At 72.3% G+C, this 14,562-nt stretch carries 13 protein-coding genes; 4 read left to right on the forward strand and 9 right to left on the reverse strand.

The genetic code is table 11. The annotated features are described in order from the left end of the window. Window positions 1-58: 58 nt before the first annotated feature. Window positions 59-1,330, reverse strand: a complete 1,272-nt coding sequence (locus AB0C38_RS17570) for an ATP-grasp domain-containing protein (RefSeq protein ID WP_360673775.1) — start codon at window positions 1,328-1,330, stop codon at window positions 59-61. Between the two features lie 84 nt (window positions 1,331-1,414). Here AB0C38_RS17570 and AB0C38_RS17575 point away from each other — a divergent pair, with 84 nt between their 5' ends. The 3 genes from AB0C38_RS17575 (at window position 1,415) to AB0C38_RS17585 (ending at window position 4,466) form a co-directional block, all read left to right on the forward strand. Then, window positions 1,415-2,917 (forward strand): FAD-dependent oxidoreductase, encoded by a 1,503-nt coding sequence (locus AB0C38_RS17575; protein ID WP_360673778.1) that lies wholly within the window; start codon window positions 1,415-1,417, stop codon window positions 2,915-2,917. A 60-nt stretch (window positions 2,918-2,977) separates the two neighbouring features. Beyond that, window positions 2,978-3,991, forward strand: a complete 1,014-nt coding sequence (locus AB0C38_RS17580; protein WP_360673781.1) for a DNA topoisomerase IB — start codon at window positions 2,978-2,980, stop codon at window positions 3,989-3,991. Between the two features lie 154 nt (window positions 3,992-4,145). Continuing rightward, window positions 4,146-4,466, forward strand: coding sequence for a hypothetical protein (locus tag AB0C38_RS17585; RefSeq protein ID WP_360673784.1), 321 nt, complete (start codon window positions 4,146-4,148; stop codon window positions 4,464-4,466). Between the two features lie 300 nt (window positions 4,467-4,766). Here AB0C38_RS17585 and AB0C38_RS17590 read toward each other — a convergent pair whose 3' ends face one another. Both AB0C38_RS17590 and AB0C38_RS17595 read right to left on the reverse strand, forming a co-directional pair. Beyond that, complete coding sequence (locus AB0C38_RS17590; protein ID WP_360673787.1) at window positions 4,767-5,147, reverse strand: VOC family protein; 381 nt, start codon at window positions 5,145-5,147, stop codon at window positions 4,767-4,769. Window positions 5,148-5,152: 5 nt separating this feature from the next. After that, the gene (locus AB0C38_RS17595) at window positions 5,153-6,136 is read right to left on the reverse strand and encodes a YihY/virulence factor BrkB family protein (RefSeq protein WP_360673790.1); all 984 of its coding nucleotides are present in this window, start codon (window positions 6,134-6,136) and stop codon (window positions 5,153-5,155) included. 85 nt (window positions 6,137-6,221) lie between these two features. Between AB0C38_RS17595 and AB0C38_RS17600 the strand changes: the two genes are divergently transcribed. Next, on the forward strand, window positions 6,222-6,686 hold the full coding sequence (locus tag AB0C38_RS17600) for an SRPBCC family protein (RefSeq protein WP_360673793.1): 465 nt from the start codon (window positions 6,222-6,224) through the stop codon (window positions 6,684-6,686). A 21-nt stretch (window positions 6,687-6,707) separates the two neighbouring features. On the opposite strand, the gene AB0C38_RS17605 is transcribed toward AB0C38_RS17600, so the two are convergent. The 6 genes from AB0C38_RS17605 to AB0C38_RS17630 all read right to left on the reverse strand — a co-directional run bounded on the left by AB0C38_RS17605 (window position 6,708) and on the right by AB0C38_RS17630 (window position 14,351). Next, window positions 6,708-8,300, reverse strand: a complete 1,593-nt coding sequence (locus AB0C38_RS17605) for an NAD(P)/FAD-dependent oxidoreductase (protein ID WP_360673796.1) — start codon at window positions 8,298-8,300, stop codon at window positions 6,708-6,710. Between the two features lie 17 nt (window positions 8,301-8,317). Further along, window positions 8,318-9,391, reverse strand: a complete 1,074-nt coding sequence (locus AB0C38_RS17610) for an NAD-dependent epimerase/dehydratase family protein (RefSeq protein WP_360673799.1) — start codon at window positions 9,389-9,391, stop codon at window positions 8,318-8,320. 33 nt (window positions 9,392-9,424) lie between these two features. Then, window positions 9,425-11,449: a CocE/NonD family hydrolase gene (locus AB0C38_RS17615; protein WP_360673802.1), complete on the reverse strand. Its 2,025-nt coding sequence runs from the start codon at window positions 11,447-11,449 to the stop codon at window positions 9,425-9,427. Between the two features lie 20 nt (window positions 11,450-11,469). Continuing rightward, a complete protein-coding gene (locus AB0C38_RS17620; protein WP_360673805.1) occupies window positions 11,470-12,663 on the reverse strand; it encodes a zinc-dependent alcohol dehydrogenase in 1,194 nt (397 codons plus the stop codon). Between the two features lie 77 nt (window positions 12,664-12,740). Beyond that, on the reverse strand, window positions 12,741-13,736 hold the full coding sequence (locus AB0C38_RS17625) for an inorganic phosphate transporter (protein WP_155543624.1): 996 nt from the start codon (window positions 13,734-13,736) through the stop codon (window positions 12,741-12,743). Further along, on the reverse strand, window positions 13,737-14,351 hold the full coding sequence (locus AB0C38_RS17630; RefSeq protein ID WP_360673808.1) for a DUF47 family protein: 615 nt from the start codon (window positions 14,349-14,351) through the stop codon (window positions 13,737-13,739). Window positions 14,352-14,562 lie beyond the last annotated feature (211 nt).

The following is a 14,562-nucleotide window of genomic DNA, read 5'->3' on the forward strand; positions in this document are numbered from 1 at the left end:
CGGTAGTCCCCGGGTTCCCCGGCGGGTAGCCCGGCGGTGGCAGGACGAAACGCGGTGGTCACGCCCCGAACTCGAACGGCAGCGCGGCCACGCACTCCTGGTACTTCCGCGCCATCTCGGGCTCGGTGTGCGCCGCCACGAACAGCTGCGCCAGCTCGAAGCTGTAGCTGTCCTGCTCCGGTAGTTCGGAAAGCCGTTGCCCCACCTCGGGCACGATCGCGATCTGCGTGCCGTCGATGCGGTCCTGGATCGCCGCCACCTCTTCCCGGGTCGGCACGCGCGTCACGACCGCGTCTTCGAAGCGGCGCAGGTACCACTTCCCGGCGATCTGGTACTTGCCATCGCGGGGCCGGCGCCCGGGGTCCTGGCCCAGCCCCAGCCGCACCATGATCTCGTGGTTGGGCACCCCGTCGACGAACTCGAACAGCTCGGCGTGCGACTGCGAGTGCCGCGGGTTGATCTCCAGCAGGGCGACCTGGCCCGACTCGGGGTCGCAGAAGAACTCGATGCTGAAAGTGCCGTTGTCGTAGCCGATCCGCTTCATCACCCGCTCGGCCACCTCCCGCATCCGCCGGAGGGGCTCCTCGCCCAGCTGCGACGGGTACTGGTGACGCAGGAACGACGAGCTGTCCGGGTAGTCGACCGAGTCGAGCGCGCCGTAGACGACGACTTCGCCGTGGTAGACGTATCCCTCCACCGCCGCCTGGACGCCGTGCAGCGCTTCTTCGGCCAGGCACGCCGCCCCGCCGACCCGGGCGATCTCCGGCGGCAGCTGCACCTGGTCGAGCACGGCGCCGAACGCCTCCCCCACTCTGCCGACACCGGCGCGGATCTCGGAGACCGCGGCGGCGAACTCGGCGTCGTCCCGGGCCTTGAACGCGAGCTCGGACGAGAACGCCTTCACCGGCTTGAGCCACATCGGGAAACCGACGCCCTCGGGCGGCTTCGGCCGCTCGTCGTCGAGGTCGACGATGCCGAAGTTCGGCAGCTCGTCGATCACCTCGCGCTGCTCGAGCCGGCTCCAGTACTTGTGCTCGCACTTCAGCACCGCCTCCAGCGACAGGCTGGGGAGGCCGTAGCGGGCGCACAGGATCGGCACGAGTGTCGCCGCCGGGAAGTCCCAGTAGGTGACGATCGCGGCGACGTCGCCGTCGAACGCGTCGAGCTGGTGCTGCGCGGTCTTCAGCAGCGCATCGAAGTCGATCTCGCCGTGTTGCAGGTCCTCCGGGCTCAGCACGCCGTGGAACCGATAGGTCCCGGCCCAGGGCAAGCGATCCAGAACGCGCTGGTTCTCCTCGTCCAGGCCGACTACGAAGATGTTGGCACTCATGCCGGGAGACCTACCCGGCCGCTTCGGCCCAAAACGGTCCGTACGGCCGAGTTTCGGCGCACCGCGAGCGGGCATCCCGCGCGCATGACCGCACTGCCCGAACCGCTTTCCCTCTGGGTCGACACCGCTCCGGCGCCGGACCGCACCGGGGTGCCGATGCCCGCGGAGGCCGACGTCGCGGTGCTCGGTGCGGGCATCGCCGGGCTCACCACGGCGCTGCTGCTCGCCCGCGGCGGCCGCTCGGTCGTCGTGCTGGAAGCCGAACGGGTCGCCGCCGGCGTGTCCGGCCACACGACGGCGAAAGTCAGTGCCCAGCACGGCGTGAAGTACGCGGAGCTGACGTCCCGGCACGGCGCCGACGCGGCCAGGACCTACGCCGGGTCGCAGGCGGCCGCCCTCGAGTGGGTCGCCGCCACGGCGGCCGAGTCCGGGATCGACTGCGGGTTCACCCGCGCGGACAGCTACGTCTACACGACCCGCGAGAACACCGTCGACACGCTGAAACGGGAAGCGGACGCCGCGGCCGCGGCGGGCCTGGCCGCGTCGTTCGTCGACGACGTCGCGCTCGACGTCCCCGCGCTCGGCGCCGTCCGGACCACCGGGCAGGCGCACTTCCACCCGCGCCGGTGGCTGCTCGGGCTGGCCGCCGGGATCGAGCGCGCGGGCGGCACGGTCGTCGAGAACGCCCGCGCGACCGCGCTGAACGGGCACACCGTCCGCACCTCGCGCGGCGACGTCGTGGCGAGCGAGGTCGTCGTCGCGACCCATTACCCCGTGCTCGACCGCGGCCTGTACTTCGCCCGGCTCGAACCGGTCCGGGACCTCGTCGTGGCGGGCCCGGCGGCCGGGAACGCCTCGCCGGAAGGGATGTTCCTCGATGCCGACACGCACCACTCCGTGCGCGGCTACACCGAAGCGGGCACGCCGATGGTGATCGCGGGCGGCGAGCACTACCGCGTCGGCGCGCACGTGCACGTCGAGCGCCGGTACCGGCGGCTCGCGGACTGGGCGGATGAGCACGCGGGCCTGCACCGCGTGACCCACCGCTGGTCCGCCCACGACATGTCCACAGTGGACAAGATGCCGTATGTCGGCCGGTACCTGCCGGGGACGAAGAACCTCTGGGTGGCCACCGGGTTCGGCCAGTGGGGCATGACCGGCGGCACCGCGGCCGGTCACGTCCTCGCGGCGCGGATCCTCGGCGATCCGCACCCGGCCGCGGACCTGTTCGACCCCAACCGTTTCGACGCCCGCTCGGTGCTCGGCGTGGCCGAGGACAACCTCACGGTCGCGCGGTACCTCATCGGCGACCACGTCGCCGCGCTGTGGCGCGCGGACAAGCTCGACGACCTCCGGCCCGGTGACGCGGAGGTCGTCCGCGTCGGCGGTGAGCTCGTCGCGGCGCACCGCGACGAAGCCGGGCAGCTGCACACGGTCGGCGCGCACTGCACGCACCTCGGCTGCCTGGTCTCGTTCAACGACGCGGAAAAGACATGGGACTGCCCCTGCCACGGCTCGCGGTTCGGCGTCGACGGCGAAGTGGTCCAGGGCCCGGCGGTGCGCCCGCTGCACCCCGGCCCGGCGTGAGCCCCCGCCCCGACCGGGGCATCCCGGGTTTCCCGGCCGCCGGGGCGGGTATCAGCCGGGGTGGCACGCACCCGACTCCGGCGCAGTGACCTGCGCGGCCCCGGCATCCGGCGGGTCCGCCGCGGCCGCGGCTTCTCGTACTCGACGACCGACGGCGAGCCGGTCACCGGCTCCGAGCCGCTCGACCGGATCAAGGGCCTGGTCATCCCGCCGGCCTGGCGGGACGTGTGGATCTGCCCGTACCCGAACGGGCACGTCCAGGCCGTCGGGACCGACGACGCGGGGCGGCGCCAGTACCTCTACCACGAGCAGTGGCGCCGGGACCGCGACGAGGAGAAGCACGACCGCGTGCTGGCGATGGCCCGCCGGCTCCCGGAGTGGCGGGCCTCCGTCGAGGCCGATCTCGCCGGGTCCGGCCTCACCCGGAAGCGGGTCCTCGCGGCGGCCCTGCGGATGCTCGACCGGGGGATCTTCCGCACCGGCGGCGAGGAGTACGCGGAGGAGAACGGCACCCACGGCGTCGCGACGCTGCTGCGGGAGCACGCGGCGGTCCGCGGGGACGAGTGCCGGTTCTGCTACGTCGCCAAGGGTGGTCTCGACCGCGAAGTGGCGATCCGGGACGAGGCACTGGCGTCGGTGGTGAAGTCGCTGCTGCGCAGCCGGTCGGACAGTGACCGGCTGCTCGTCCACCGCGACGGCCGGGCCTGGCACGAGGTGCACGCGGCCGACATCAACGAGCGGTTCAAGGAGCTGGCCGGCGACGACTGCACCGCCAAGGACTTGCGGACGTGGAACGCCACCGTCCTGGCGGCGACGGCGTTCGCCGCGGCGGACCCGCCCTCGTCGGAGACCGCCCGCAAGCGCGCGGAGGCGGGCGTGATGAAGGAGGTCTCGCGGGCGCTCGGCAACACCCCGGCGGTCTGCCGGTCGTCCTATGTGGACCCCCGGCTGGTCGAGGCGTACCGCGACGAGCGCACGATTTCGGCGGCGCTGAAGCGGGCGGCCCGTGTCGACGGGGACGACGCGCGGGCGGTGCTGGAGAAGGCGTGCGCAAGGTTGCTCAGCCGTGCGTGATTGAAAGTCACCCGGCCGGGGAAACCATCGGATGGATCATGATCAACGAGGGACAGGAGACACGGTGAGTGAGCGCCGATCCACCCGTCCGTGTACTGGCCCGCGGACCCGCTCGTCCGGGAGCCTGGGACCAATGAATCCCGACGCTCCCCCCGTGCGCTGGCGCGCGTCGATCGGCCTCACGGTCGGCGGCGACGGCCCGGTGTCGAGCATCGTCGAATCCGACCACGGGAGCGAAGGCTCGGCCCGGGAGTGGATCGAGCGCAAGCTGCCGGGAACGAGGTTCCCGGCATGGATCCCGGCGGCGCGCCGGGCCGACGGGGTGGAGCTGTTCGGCCGGGTCGCCCGTGGTCGCGTGGTGACCGGACGGCTGCTGCCGACGTGGGAGTCCGAGGAGACGCCCGTGTGGCACGCGGACCGAGCCGGCGACCAGGTGCAGTGGCGCCGCTGCGCAGCGGCGCCCGACGAGCGCTGACCGCTGCCTGCGGGCGCGCGTGGGTAGGTCATGAAAGGGTCGTTCACCGCGTCCGGCGCGATGAAAGAGTCGTTCACCGCACCGCGGATCGCCGCACTGAGCCGGGCGCACGTCGGGCGCGCGACCTCCGGAACGTCATGAAAGAGTCGTTCACCGCGCCCGGCGTAATGAAAGAGTCGTTCACCGCACCGCAGATCGCCGCACCGAACCGGACGCACGTCAGCCGCGCAACCTCCCGAACGTCATGAAAGAGTCGTTCACCGCGTCCGACGCCGTGAAAGAGTCTTTCATGGCCTCTTGTCAGGCCGCCCCGACGTCCTTGCGCAGCAGGCAGAACTCGTTCCCCTCCGGGTCCTGCAGCACCTCCCAGGACTCGCTGCCGTCCTGACCGACGTCGGCCGGGCGCGCGCCCAGGGCCAGCAACCGGGCCAGCTCCGTCTCCTGGTCGCCGCCCGCCGGGCTCACGTCCAGGTGCAACGGCAGCTTTCCGCGGCGGGGGTGCTCCGTCTGAGCCAAGATCAGCGTCGGCGGTCCGGCGCCGAACCGGCCGCCGGCCGGGCCCAGCTCGAGGCCGTCGGGCTCGTGGCCGATGATCTCGTAGCCGAGCACCGCACACCAGAACTCCGCGAGCCGGTCGGGGTCCCGGCAGTCCAGCACGAGCTCGGTGATCCGGCAGGCCATCCCGCTCAGCTCCGTTCGGTTTCCTTCGCCACGGCCGTGGCTTCGTCGGCGTCCATCGCCTTCGTGTCGCGCGGCGGCAGGAACGGCTCCTCCTGATCCTCCCCGCGCCCCGCCTCGATCGTGCGCCCGCGGGCCAGCTCGGCGTCCAGCTCCGCCCCCAGCAGCACCGCGAGGTTCGAGATCCACAACCATACAAGGAACACGATCACCCCGGCCAGCGAACCGTAGGTCTTGTTGTACGAACCGAAGTTCGCGACGTACAACGCGAAGCCCGCGGACGCCAGCACCCACAGCACCACGGCCACCAGCCCGCCCGGCGTCAGCCACTTGAACCCCGGCTGCCGCACGTTCGGCCCGACCCAGTACAGCAACGCGAACGCGAGGCTGACGAGCACCGCGATCACCGGCCACTTCGCGATCTCCCACACCAGGACACCGGTCGAGCCGAGCCCGATCAGGTCACCGATCCGCCGGGCGACCGAACCGGTCGCGACGACGCCCAGCGCGCACGCCGCCAGCAGCACGACGATGCCGACCGTCAGCGCGATCCGCAGCGGGATCGTCTTCCAGATCGGGCGTCCTTCGGGCATGCCGTAGATCGAGTTCGACGCGCGCATGAACGCGCCGACGTAGCCGGACGCCGACCACAGCGCGCCGAGCAGGCCGATGATCGCCAGCGGCCCGGCCAGGCCGCGCGAGCCCGCCAGCTCCTTGATCGCCCCGACGAGGATGTCCTTACCCTGCCCCGGAACGACCTGGTTGATGGTGTCGATCACCGTCTGGATCGCGTTCGGCCCCAGCAGACCGAGGATCGCCGTGAGCACGATGATGCCCGGGAACAGCGACAGCACGGCGTAGTACGTGAGCGCCGCCGCCCAGTCGGTCAGGTTGTCCCGGTTGAACTGCTTGAAGGTCCGTTTGAGCACCCCGCCCCAGGTCCCTTTGGACAGTTCGCCCGGGCTTTCGGGTTCTTTCCGTCGTCTCGCCACCGTCGAACCTCCGCTTCTCCGCGGCGGGCATACCCCGTCCGCGACGGGGTACTCCTCCCCCGCCCACGAAGACCAGGAGGAAGCCGTGACCGAGGTCAGCCGAGTGATCGACGTACCACCCGACGCCGTGTTCGACGTCCTCGCCGACGGCTGGCTCTACGCCGGCTGGGTGGTCGGCAGCTCGCACATCCGCGACGTCGACCAGGACTGGCCGGGAGTCGGCTCGCGGATCCACCACAGCGTGGGCCCGTGGCCGGTGCACATCCAGGACGAGACGGTCGTGACAGCGGTCCAGCCGGGCCTTTCCCTGTCCCTGGAGGCCCGGGCGTGGCCCGTCGGAGCGGCGGCGGTCGGGATCACGCTCGTCCCGCACGGCGGAGGGACGCTGGTCCGGATGACCGAGCACGTCGTCCGCGGGCCCGCGAAGGTCCTTCCGGCGGTGCTGCAGTCGTTGCTGCTGAAGCCGCGGAACACGGAGTCCTTGGCCCGGCTGGCCGACTTGGCGACCGGTAAGCACTCGCGGACGAAGACCGGCCACCCACGCCCGTAATACGCAAAGCGGACCGCCGGGTCAGCCGTAGATCGCGCGGTGGGCCGCTCGGATCACCGCCGCGTACCCGCCGCCGAGGCGACCGGCCCGGGCCAGCGCTGCCCGGGCCGCGTTCGCTCCCGGGCCGCCGTGTACCGCGCCGCCTGGATGGGCCGATGCTCCCGCCAGGAACAGCCGGTCCACCGGCGTGTCCGCGCGTCCCGTCCCCGGGACCGGGCGGAAGAACAGCTGCTGGTGGATCGCCGTGGTCCCCGCGTTGATCGCGCCGCCCACCAGGCCGGGGTTGTGGTCCGCCAGCTCGGCCGGCCCCTGCACGTACCGGGCCTTGATCAGGCCGGTGAACCCCGGCGCGTTCGCCTCGACCGTCTCCTCGATGCGCTTGGCCCGCCGCTCCAGGGCCGCGCGGTTCTCCATCGTGCCGCGCGGCACGTGCGTGTACGCCCACGCCGCCTCCGTGCCCGCGGGCGAGCGCGTCGGGTCGGTCGTGGTCATCTGGCCGAGCAGCAGGAACGGCCGGCGTGGGGTCCGGCCGCGGGCAAGTTCGCTACCGAACGCGGACAGCCCGTCGAGGTCCGTTCCGAGGTGGACCGTCCCCGCGCCGCGCGCGCCCGGAGCCGTCCACGGGATCGGGCCGGACAGCGCCCAGTCCACCTTCACCGTCGCGCTGTCCCATTCGAACTTGCCCAGGTCCTCGACCAGCCGCGCGGGCAGCCACTCCTCCCCCACCAGCTTGCGGTACAAGATCGGCGCGGGAACGTCGGCGAGCACCGCCTTGCGGGCCCGGACCGGAGAGCCGGAACTGTCGCGCACGCCCAGCGCGCGGCCGTCGCCGATGAGGATCTCCCGGACCGGACGTCCACACTGGACTCTTCCGCCGCGGGACTCCAGCCGGCGCACCAAAGCCGAGATCAGCTCGCCCGCACCGCCTTCGGGCACCGGGAAACCCTCGTCCTGCCCGATCATCGCGAGCAGCCAGCCGAAGACGGCGCTGCCCGCGTTGTCCACGGAAAGGTCGCTGTGCGCGGAGTTCCCCGCCACCAGCAGCCGGGCGCCTTCCCCGGCGAACAGCTCGTCGCCGAACCGGCGCGCGGGCAGCGTCAGCATGCGCGCCAAGCGCAACGCGTCGGCCGTGCCGGTGCGGCGCAGCAGCTTCAGCCCCGAGCGGACCGGGGGGAACGGCGTGAACAACGCGTTCAGCAAGGGTTCGCGGATTTCGCGCCACTCCTCGAACAGCCGGCGCCACGCGTCGCCGTCGCCGGGCGCGAACTCCTCGACCGACGCTGCCGTGCGGTCGATGTCCCGTGACAGCACCACACTCCGGTCGTCGGGCAGCACGTGCGCCAGGACGTCGGGCGCGTGCCGCCAGCGCAGGCCGTGCTCCTCCAGCCGCAGGCTCCGGATCGCCGGGGACACCGCCGTCAGCGGGTAGAAGGCGCTGAACAGGTCGTTGCGGAAGCCGGGCTCGGTGACCTCGGCGGTCCGGACCGCGCCGCCCGGGTGCTCCGTGGCCTCCAGCACGAGCACCGACCAGCCCGCGTCCGCGAGGACGTTCGCCGCCACCAGGCCGTTGTGCCCGGCGCCGATCACGACGGCGTCGACGGCTTCGGTACTCACTGGCGGCCTCCCGGAGTTCAGGACTGCGACTGGTGGCTCGGTCCGGCCCGGGTGAGGGAGCGGAGCCGGGCCAGTGCCCCGTCGCGGCGCGGCGGAGCCAGGGGTGCACTCGCCGCCCCCGCGCCCGACCGGAGCCCGGCGACCAGTTCGGCGAGCGCGGACGGTGCGTCGTACCGAGGTTGCCAGCCCAGCGCGGTCTCCGCCAGGGTGGTGTCGGCGAGCGCCGCCCGGTCGGCGAGCTCGAGCCAGCCCGGGTGCAGCGGCAGTGCACCGGTCCACCACGCGGCCCGTGCCGCGACCTGCGCCAACGGCTTCGGCACCGGCACGCGGACGCCGCCGAGGACCGCGGCCAGCGCATCGGCGTCGAGCACCTCGGGCGCGGCGAGGTTGACCGGGCCGGTGAAGCGGGCGTCGAGGATCAGCCGGATCGCGGCGGCGACGTCGGAGGTGTGGACGATCTGCGCGCGCAGGTCCGTCCACAGCGGAACCGGCAGCCCGCGGCCGCCGACGAGCCGGGCGGGCACCACCGGGTCGAGCAGCCACCGCGAGAACTCCCCGGCCGCGCGCCGGTGCAGGATCGCGCACGGCCGCAGCCGCGCCACCCCGACCTCCGGGTGCCGCTCCCCGAACCGGTCGAGCAGGGTCTCCAGCGCTGCCTTGCCCCGGCTGTACGCGCTGGGCGCGATCCCGGTGCACGGGTGGGCTTCGGGCACCTTCTCCCAGCGAGGCGCGGGCCCGTAAGCGGCCACGGACGACGCGACGACCAGGTGCGGGACGCCGGCCGCCGCGACCGCCGAGAGGACGTGCCGGGTGCCGTGGTCGTTGGTCCGCCACATCGGCGGGTCGCCGCGCACCGGCGAGATGGCCCAGGCGAGGTGGACGACGGCGTCGGCGCCTTCGAACAGGTCGGTCAGCTCGCGGTCCGCGCCCGGCACGCCGATGTCCATCGCCCGCCAGCCCGCGGCCCGGTAGGGCTCGGCCGTCGTGTCGGGCAGCCGCCGGGCCAGGCCGACGACGTCGTGGCCGGGTTCGAGGGCGTCCAGCAGCGCCGTCCCGACGTTACCGGTGGCCCCGGTGATCACGATGCGCACTCCGGGTGCGTACCCCGGCACGCGGAGGTGAAACTAGACCAGGTCGCGCGGGATCGTCCGGTGCCAGTTGCGGGAGACGATCCGCCGGGCGCCCTCGTAGCCGTCGAGCTGGGCGTCGATGACGAACTCGGTGTCCGTGCAGGACACGCGGGTGCGGGTCTCGCTGCGCGCGACCCACTCGCCGCGGGCGAACGTGACCGACCACGCGGTCTCCGCGACCGGCGAGCAGAAGTCGTCGGCCTCCCAGGTGTAGCGCTCCCGGACGTCGCGGGTGACCTCCAGGTCGAGGTCGTCGAAGCGCACGGTGCCCGCGTTCTTCACGATGTCCAGCGCGGAGTGGTAGTCGACGAGGTCCCGCGAGACGGTCCAGCGCTGCTCCCCCGGCGTCAGCGCGGTCACCGGGATCGGCGGGGTGCCTTCGGGTTCGCCGAACGGCCGGGCCGGCAGCTCGTCCGGTTCGGCGGCCGGGCGCACCGGCAGCTCCAGCGCGCTGTGTCCGGTGTGGACGGACAGCAGCACCGGCTTCGGCGGCGGCCAGGCCAGCGGCCAGTACGAAGTGGACAGTGAGAGCCGGATCCGGTGTCCCGCCGGGAAAGCCTGCGCGACGGCGTTCAGCTCGATCTCGACCGCGCAGCGCTCGCCGGGTTCCATCGGCGCGGGCTCGTCGTGGCCGTCGCGGTGGGTCAGGTTGAGCAGGCCGTAGGTGACGCGCGTGGCGCGCCCGTCCGGCGCGACGTCGGACAGCCGCGCCGCGACCATCGCGACCGGCTGATCGGCCGAGACCTCCAGCCGCACCTTCGGCGAGCCGAGGACTTCGCAGCGTTCGGTGAGCACGTCGGTGTCGAAGACGAGCGACCCGCCGTCCTCCTCGCGCTGGTCGTAGGGCAGGTCGGGCGGCGCGCTGTAGGACGCCCACTTGCCGGCGAACTGCCCCACCGACAGCGGCGACGACACCACCAATGCGTGGTCCTCGACGACTTCGCCCGGGCGCGCGAGCCGGTGCGGGGCCAGTGGCAGCTCGGTGAGGCGCACATGCGGCGACGGCCAAGTGGACTCCCCGACCCACCGGCCGGGCCGGTCCTCGTACGACGTCGACGGCGGGACGCTCTCCTGCATCCACGTCCGCAGCATCGGCCCGTCCATGGCCTCGTTCTCCTCGCCGCGGAGCCAGTGGTCCCACCACGTCACGACTTCCTGGAGGTAGCCGATGGCCGGGCCCGGCTCGCCGAGGTGCGGGTACTTGTGCGACCACGGCCCGATCAGGCCGCGCCGCGGGACGTCGAGGTGGGCGAGCAGCCGGATCACGGCGTTGGAGTAGCCGTCGGCCCAGCCGCTCGAGGCGAGCACCGGGACCTGGACGTCGCTGTAGTTCCCGCAGACCGACGCGTGCCGCCAGTAGTCGTCACGGCGCTGGTGGGCCAGCCAGTTCTCGATCCACAGGCTGCAGTTGTCCAGCCGTTCGCGCCACATCTCGCGCCACCGCCCGCCGACGACGGCCGGGTCCGGGGGCAGCGTGGCGTAGGCGAACATGGTGCCGGACTCGGCGACGTTGTCCGACAGCAGGCAGCCGCCCATGTAGTGCAGGTCGTCGGCGAACCGGTCGTCGGTGAACGACGAGATCACGATCGCCCGCAGGCTCGGCGGCTTCCGCGCGGCCACCTGCAGCGCGGCGAACGCGCCCCACGAGATCCCCATCATCCCGGTGTCGCCGGTGCACCACGGCTGCGCGGCGATCCACTCCAGGACTTCCTCGGCGTCGAGCTGCTCGCGTTCGAGGTACTCGTCGGCCAGGACCCCCTCGGACTCGCCGGTGCCGCGGATGTCCACACGAACGCAGGCGTACCCGTGCCCGGCGAGGTAGGGGTGGTGGATCGAGTCGCGGGGCGCGGTGAGATCCCGCTTGCGGTAGGGGATGTACTCGAGGATCGCCGGCACCGGCTCGGTGTCCGACGCGACCGGCCGCCAGATTCGGGCGGACAGCACGGTTCCGTCGGACACCGGGATCCGGACGTGATCGGTCTCGGTGATGGCGTACGGCAGCGAGGTGACGGCTCGCAACGGCAGGTTCCTCCCGGGGGCTACTGGACGGTGGGCTGGAGCAGGATCTTCTGGGCGCCGTCGAGCTTCTTCTGGAAGATCTCGTACGCGCGCGGCGCTTCGGACAGGGGCAGCTTGTGGGTGGCGAAGCCTTCGACGCCGAGCGGGTCGCCGTCGGCGGTCAGCACCGGCATGATGTCGTCGAGCCAGTGCCGGACGTTGGCCTGGCCCATCCGCAGCTGGATCTGCTTGTCGAACAGCTCCATCATCGGCATCGGGTCGACCATGCCGCCGTAGACACCGGACAGCGAGATCGTGCCGCCGCGGCGGACGCTGTCGATGGCCGCGTACAGCACACTCAGGCGGTCGATGCCGGCCTTCTCGGTGATCTTGGCGCCGAGCTGCTGCGGGAGCAGGTTGACGAGGTTGTGCGCGAGCTTGCCGACCGGAGCGCCGTGGGCCTCCATGCCGACGGCGTCGATGACCGAGTCCGCGCCACGGCCGTTCGTCAGCTGGCGGATGGCGTCGCCGATGTCCTTGTGGTCGCGGGTGTCGATCGCGGTGACGCCGTGCTCGCGGGCCCGGCCGAGCCGCTCGGGCACGAGGTCGACGCCGATGACCTGGCCGGCGCCGCGGTGCCGCGCGATGCGGCAGCTCATCTGCCCGATCGGCCCGAGCCCGAAGACGACGACCGTGCCGTCGCGGGGGACGTTCGCGTACTCGACGGCCTGCCAGGCGGTGGGCACGACGTCGGAGAGGTAGACGAACCGCTCGTCCGGCGGGCCGTCCGGGACCTTGATCGGGCCGTACTGCGCCTGCGGGACGCGCAGGTACTCGGCCTGCCCGCCGGGGACCTGGCCGTAGAGCCTGGTGTAGCCGAGCAGCGCGGCGCCCTTGCCCTGGTCCTTGACCTGGGTGGTTTCGCACTGCGACTGCAGGCCGCGCTCGCACATCCAGCAGTGGCCGCAGGAGATGGTGAAGGGGATCACGACGCGGTCGCCGGGCTTGATGCCGGTCACGGCGTCCCCGACCTCCTCGACGACGCCCATCGGCTCGTGGCCGAGGATGTCGCCTTCGGTCATGAACGCGCCCAGCACCTCGTACAGGTGCAGGTCGGAGCCGCAGATCCCGGTCGAGGTGACGCGGATGACGGCGTCGGTGGACTCCTCGATCTTGGGGTCCGGTACCTCCTCGACGCGGACGTCGCGCTTGCCGTGCCAGGTCACTGCCTTCATGGCTCTCCCTTTCCGCGTGCGGGTCCCGGATGGCTCCCGGGCCCCGGTTTCCCGCACGCGGTCCGGGCAAACGCGGGTCAGGTGAGCGCGTCGGCCACCAGGTACACGGCTGCCGCGACCGCCGCCGCGGCCGGGAAGGTCAGGACCCAGCCCAGCACGATGTCGCGGGCGATCCCCCACCGCACCGCCGAGAGCCGCCGCGTCGCGCCGACGCCCATGATCGCCGCCGTGATCACGTGGGTCGTCGAGATCGGGGCCTTGACCGCGAACGCCGTGACGTACAGCACCGACGAAGCCACCGACTCCGCGACGAAGCCGTGCGGCGGGTCCAGGGGGAACACCCGCCGGCCCAGGGTCCGCATGATCCGGAGACCGCCCGAGTAGGTGCCCAGCGAAAGGGCCGCCGCGCACAGCAGCGTCGCCCACAGCGGCACGTCGAACGTCTTCTGCTCCCCCGCCGCCACCAACGCCAGGACGATCACGCCCATGCCCTTCTGCGCGTCCTGCAGACCGTGGCCGAGAGCGAGGGCCGACGCCGAGAGGATCTGGAACCGGCGGAACACCCGGCCGCTGCGGTGCGGGTTGGCGCGGCGCAGCAGCCACAGCGCCGCGACCATCGCGAAGTAGCCCAGACCCAGCCCGAGCAGCGGGGACGCGACCATCGGGATCAGCACCTTCTCGCCGATCCCGGCCCAGTGCACGGTGCTCGCGGCGGCCAGCGCCGCACCGACCATCCCGCCGATCAGCGAGTGCGAGGACGACGACGGGAGCCCGAAGTACCAGGTGGTCAGGTTCCAGGTGATCGCCCCCGCGAGCGCGGCGAACACGACCGTGAGCGCGTCCGGGCCGGCCGGGACGTCGATGATGCCCTTGGCCACCGTCGCGGCGATGCCGGTGGACAGCAGCGCGCCCGCCAGGTTCATCACCGCCGCGAGCAGCAGCGCCGCGCGCAGGGTCAGCGCCCGCGTCGACACCGCGCTCGCGATCGCGTTCGCCGCGTCGTGGAACCCGTTGGTGTAGTCGAAGAAGAGTGTGAGGACGATCACGACGACCAGGGCGGCGGTGCCCGTCACTCAGGACTCCTTGACGGCAATGGTCTGCACCACGTCGGCGACGTGCTCGAACGCGTCGGCCGCCAGCTCGAACTGCTCGACGACCTCCTTGGTCTTCAGCACCTCGAGGGCGTCGCCGCCGGGCTCGAACAGGTGGGCCAGGATGCGCCGGTAGATCCGGTCGGCCTCGTTCTCGAGCTCGTTGATCTCGATCCAGTACGGCTCGAGCTCCCCGACCTTCGCCAGCCCCGGCATCGACGTCGCGGTCAGCTCCGCGGCGCGGGAGAGCACCCGGACCAGCAGGTCGGTACCCGGCGGGAACGCCTCGATGCGGTACAGCACGGCGAGGTCCGCCGCGGTGTCCAGGAAGTCGAGCACGTCGTCGATCTTCCCGGCCAGCGCTTGGATGTCCTCACGGTCGAACGGCGTCACGAACGAGCTGTTCAGCTCCACCATGATCGTGTGCATCAGCTCGTCGCCCTGGTGCTCGACCTCGTGCAGGCGCTTGGCGAAGGGTTCCCGCTCACCGGGCTCGGCGGTGATGAGCTCGCTCATCACCGCGGTGGCGGTCACCAGGTTCTTCGCCGCGTCGGTGAGGAGGTCGAAGAACCGGGTACCCCGTGGGGTGAACCGCATGGAAGGCCGTCCCTTCGTCGGCGCGGGCGCCGCGAGCCGGGTACCCCCTCCGGGGGCACGTTTAACAGTCGTTCTCCGGGAAACCAGGGGTCATGACCGATCCCGGATCCCGGCGCCCGAGCGTACTGCCCCGGCATCCGCGCGGCTCAGGGGCGCGCGGTGTGGCGAGGATGTCCGCCGGTCCCGGCCCGGACTGTCCCTTTTGGAGGCG

The sequence above is a fragment of the Amycolatopsis sp. NPDC048633 genome (genome assembly GCF_040650695.1).
Taxonomy (GTDB): Bacteria; Actinomycetota; Actinomycetes; order Mycobacteriales; family Pseudonocardiaceae; genus Amycolatopsis.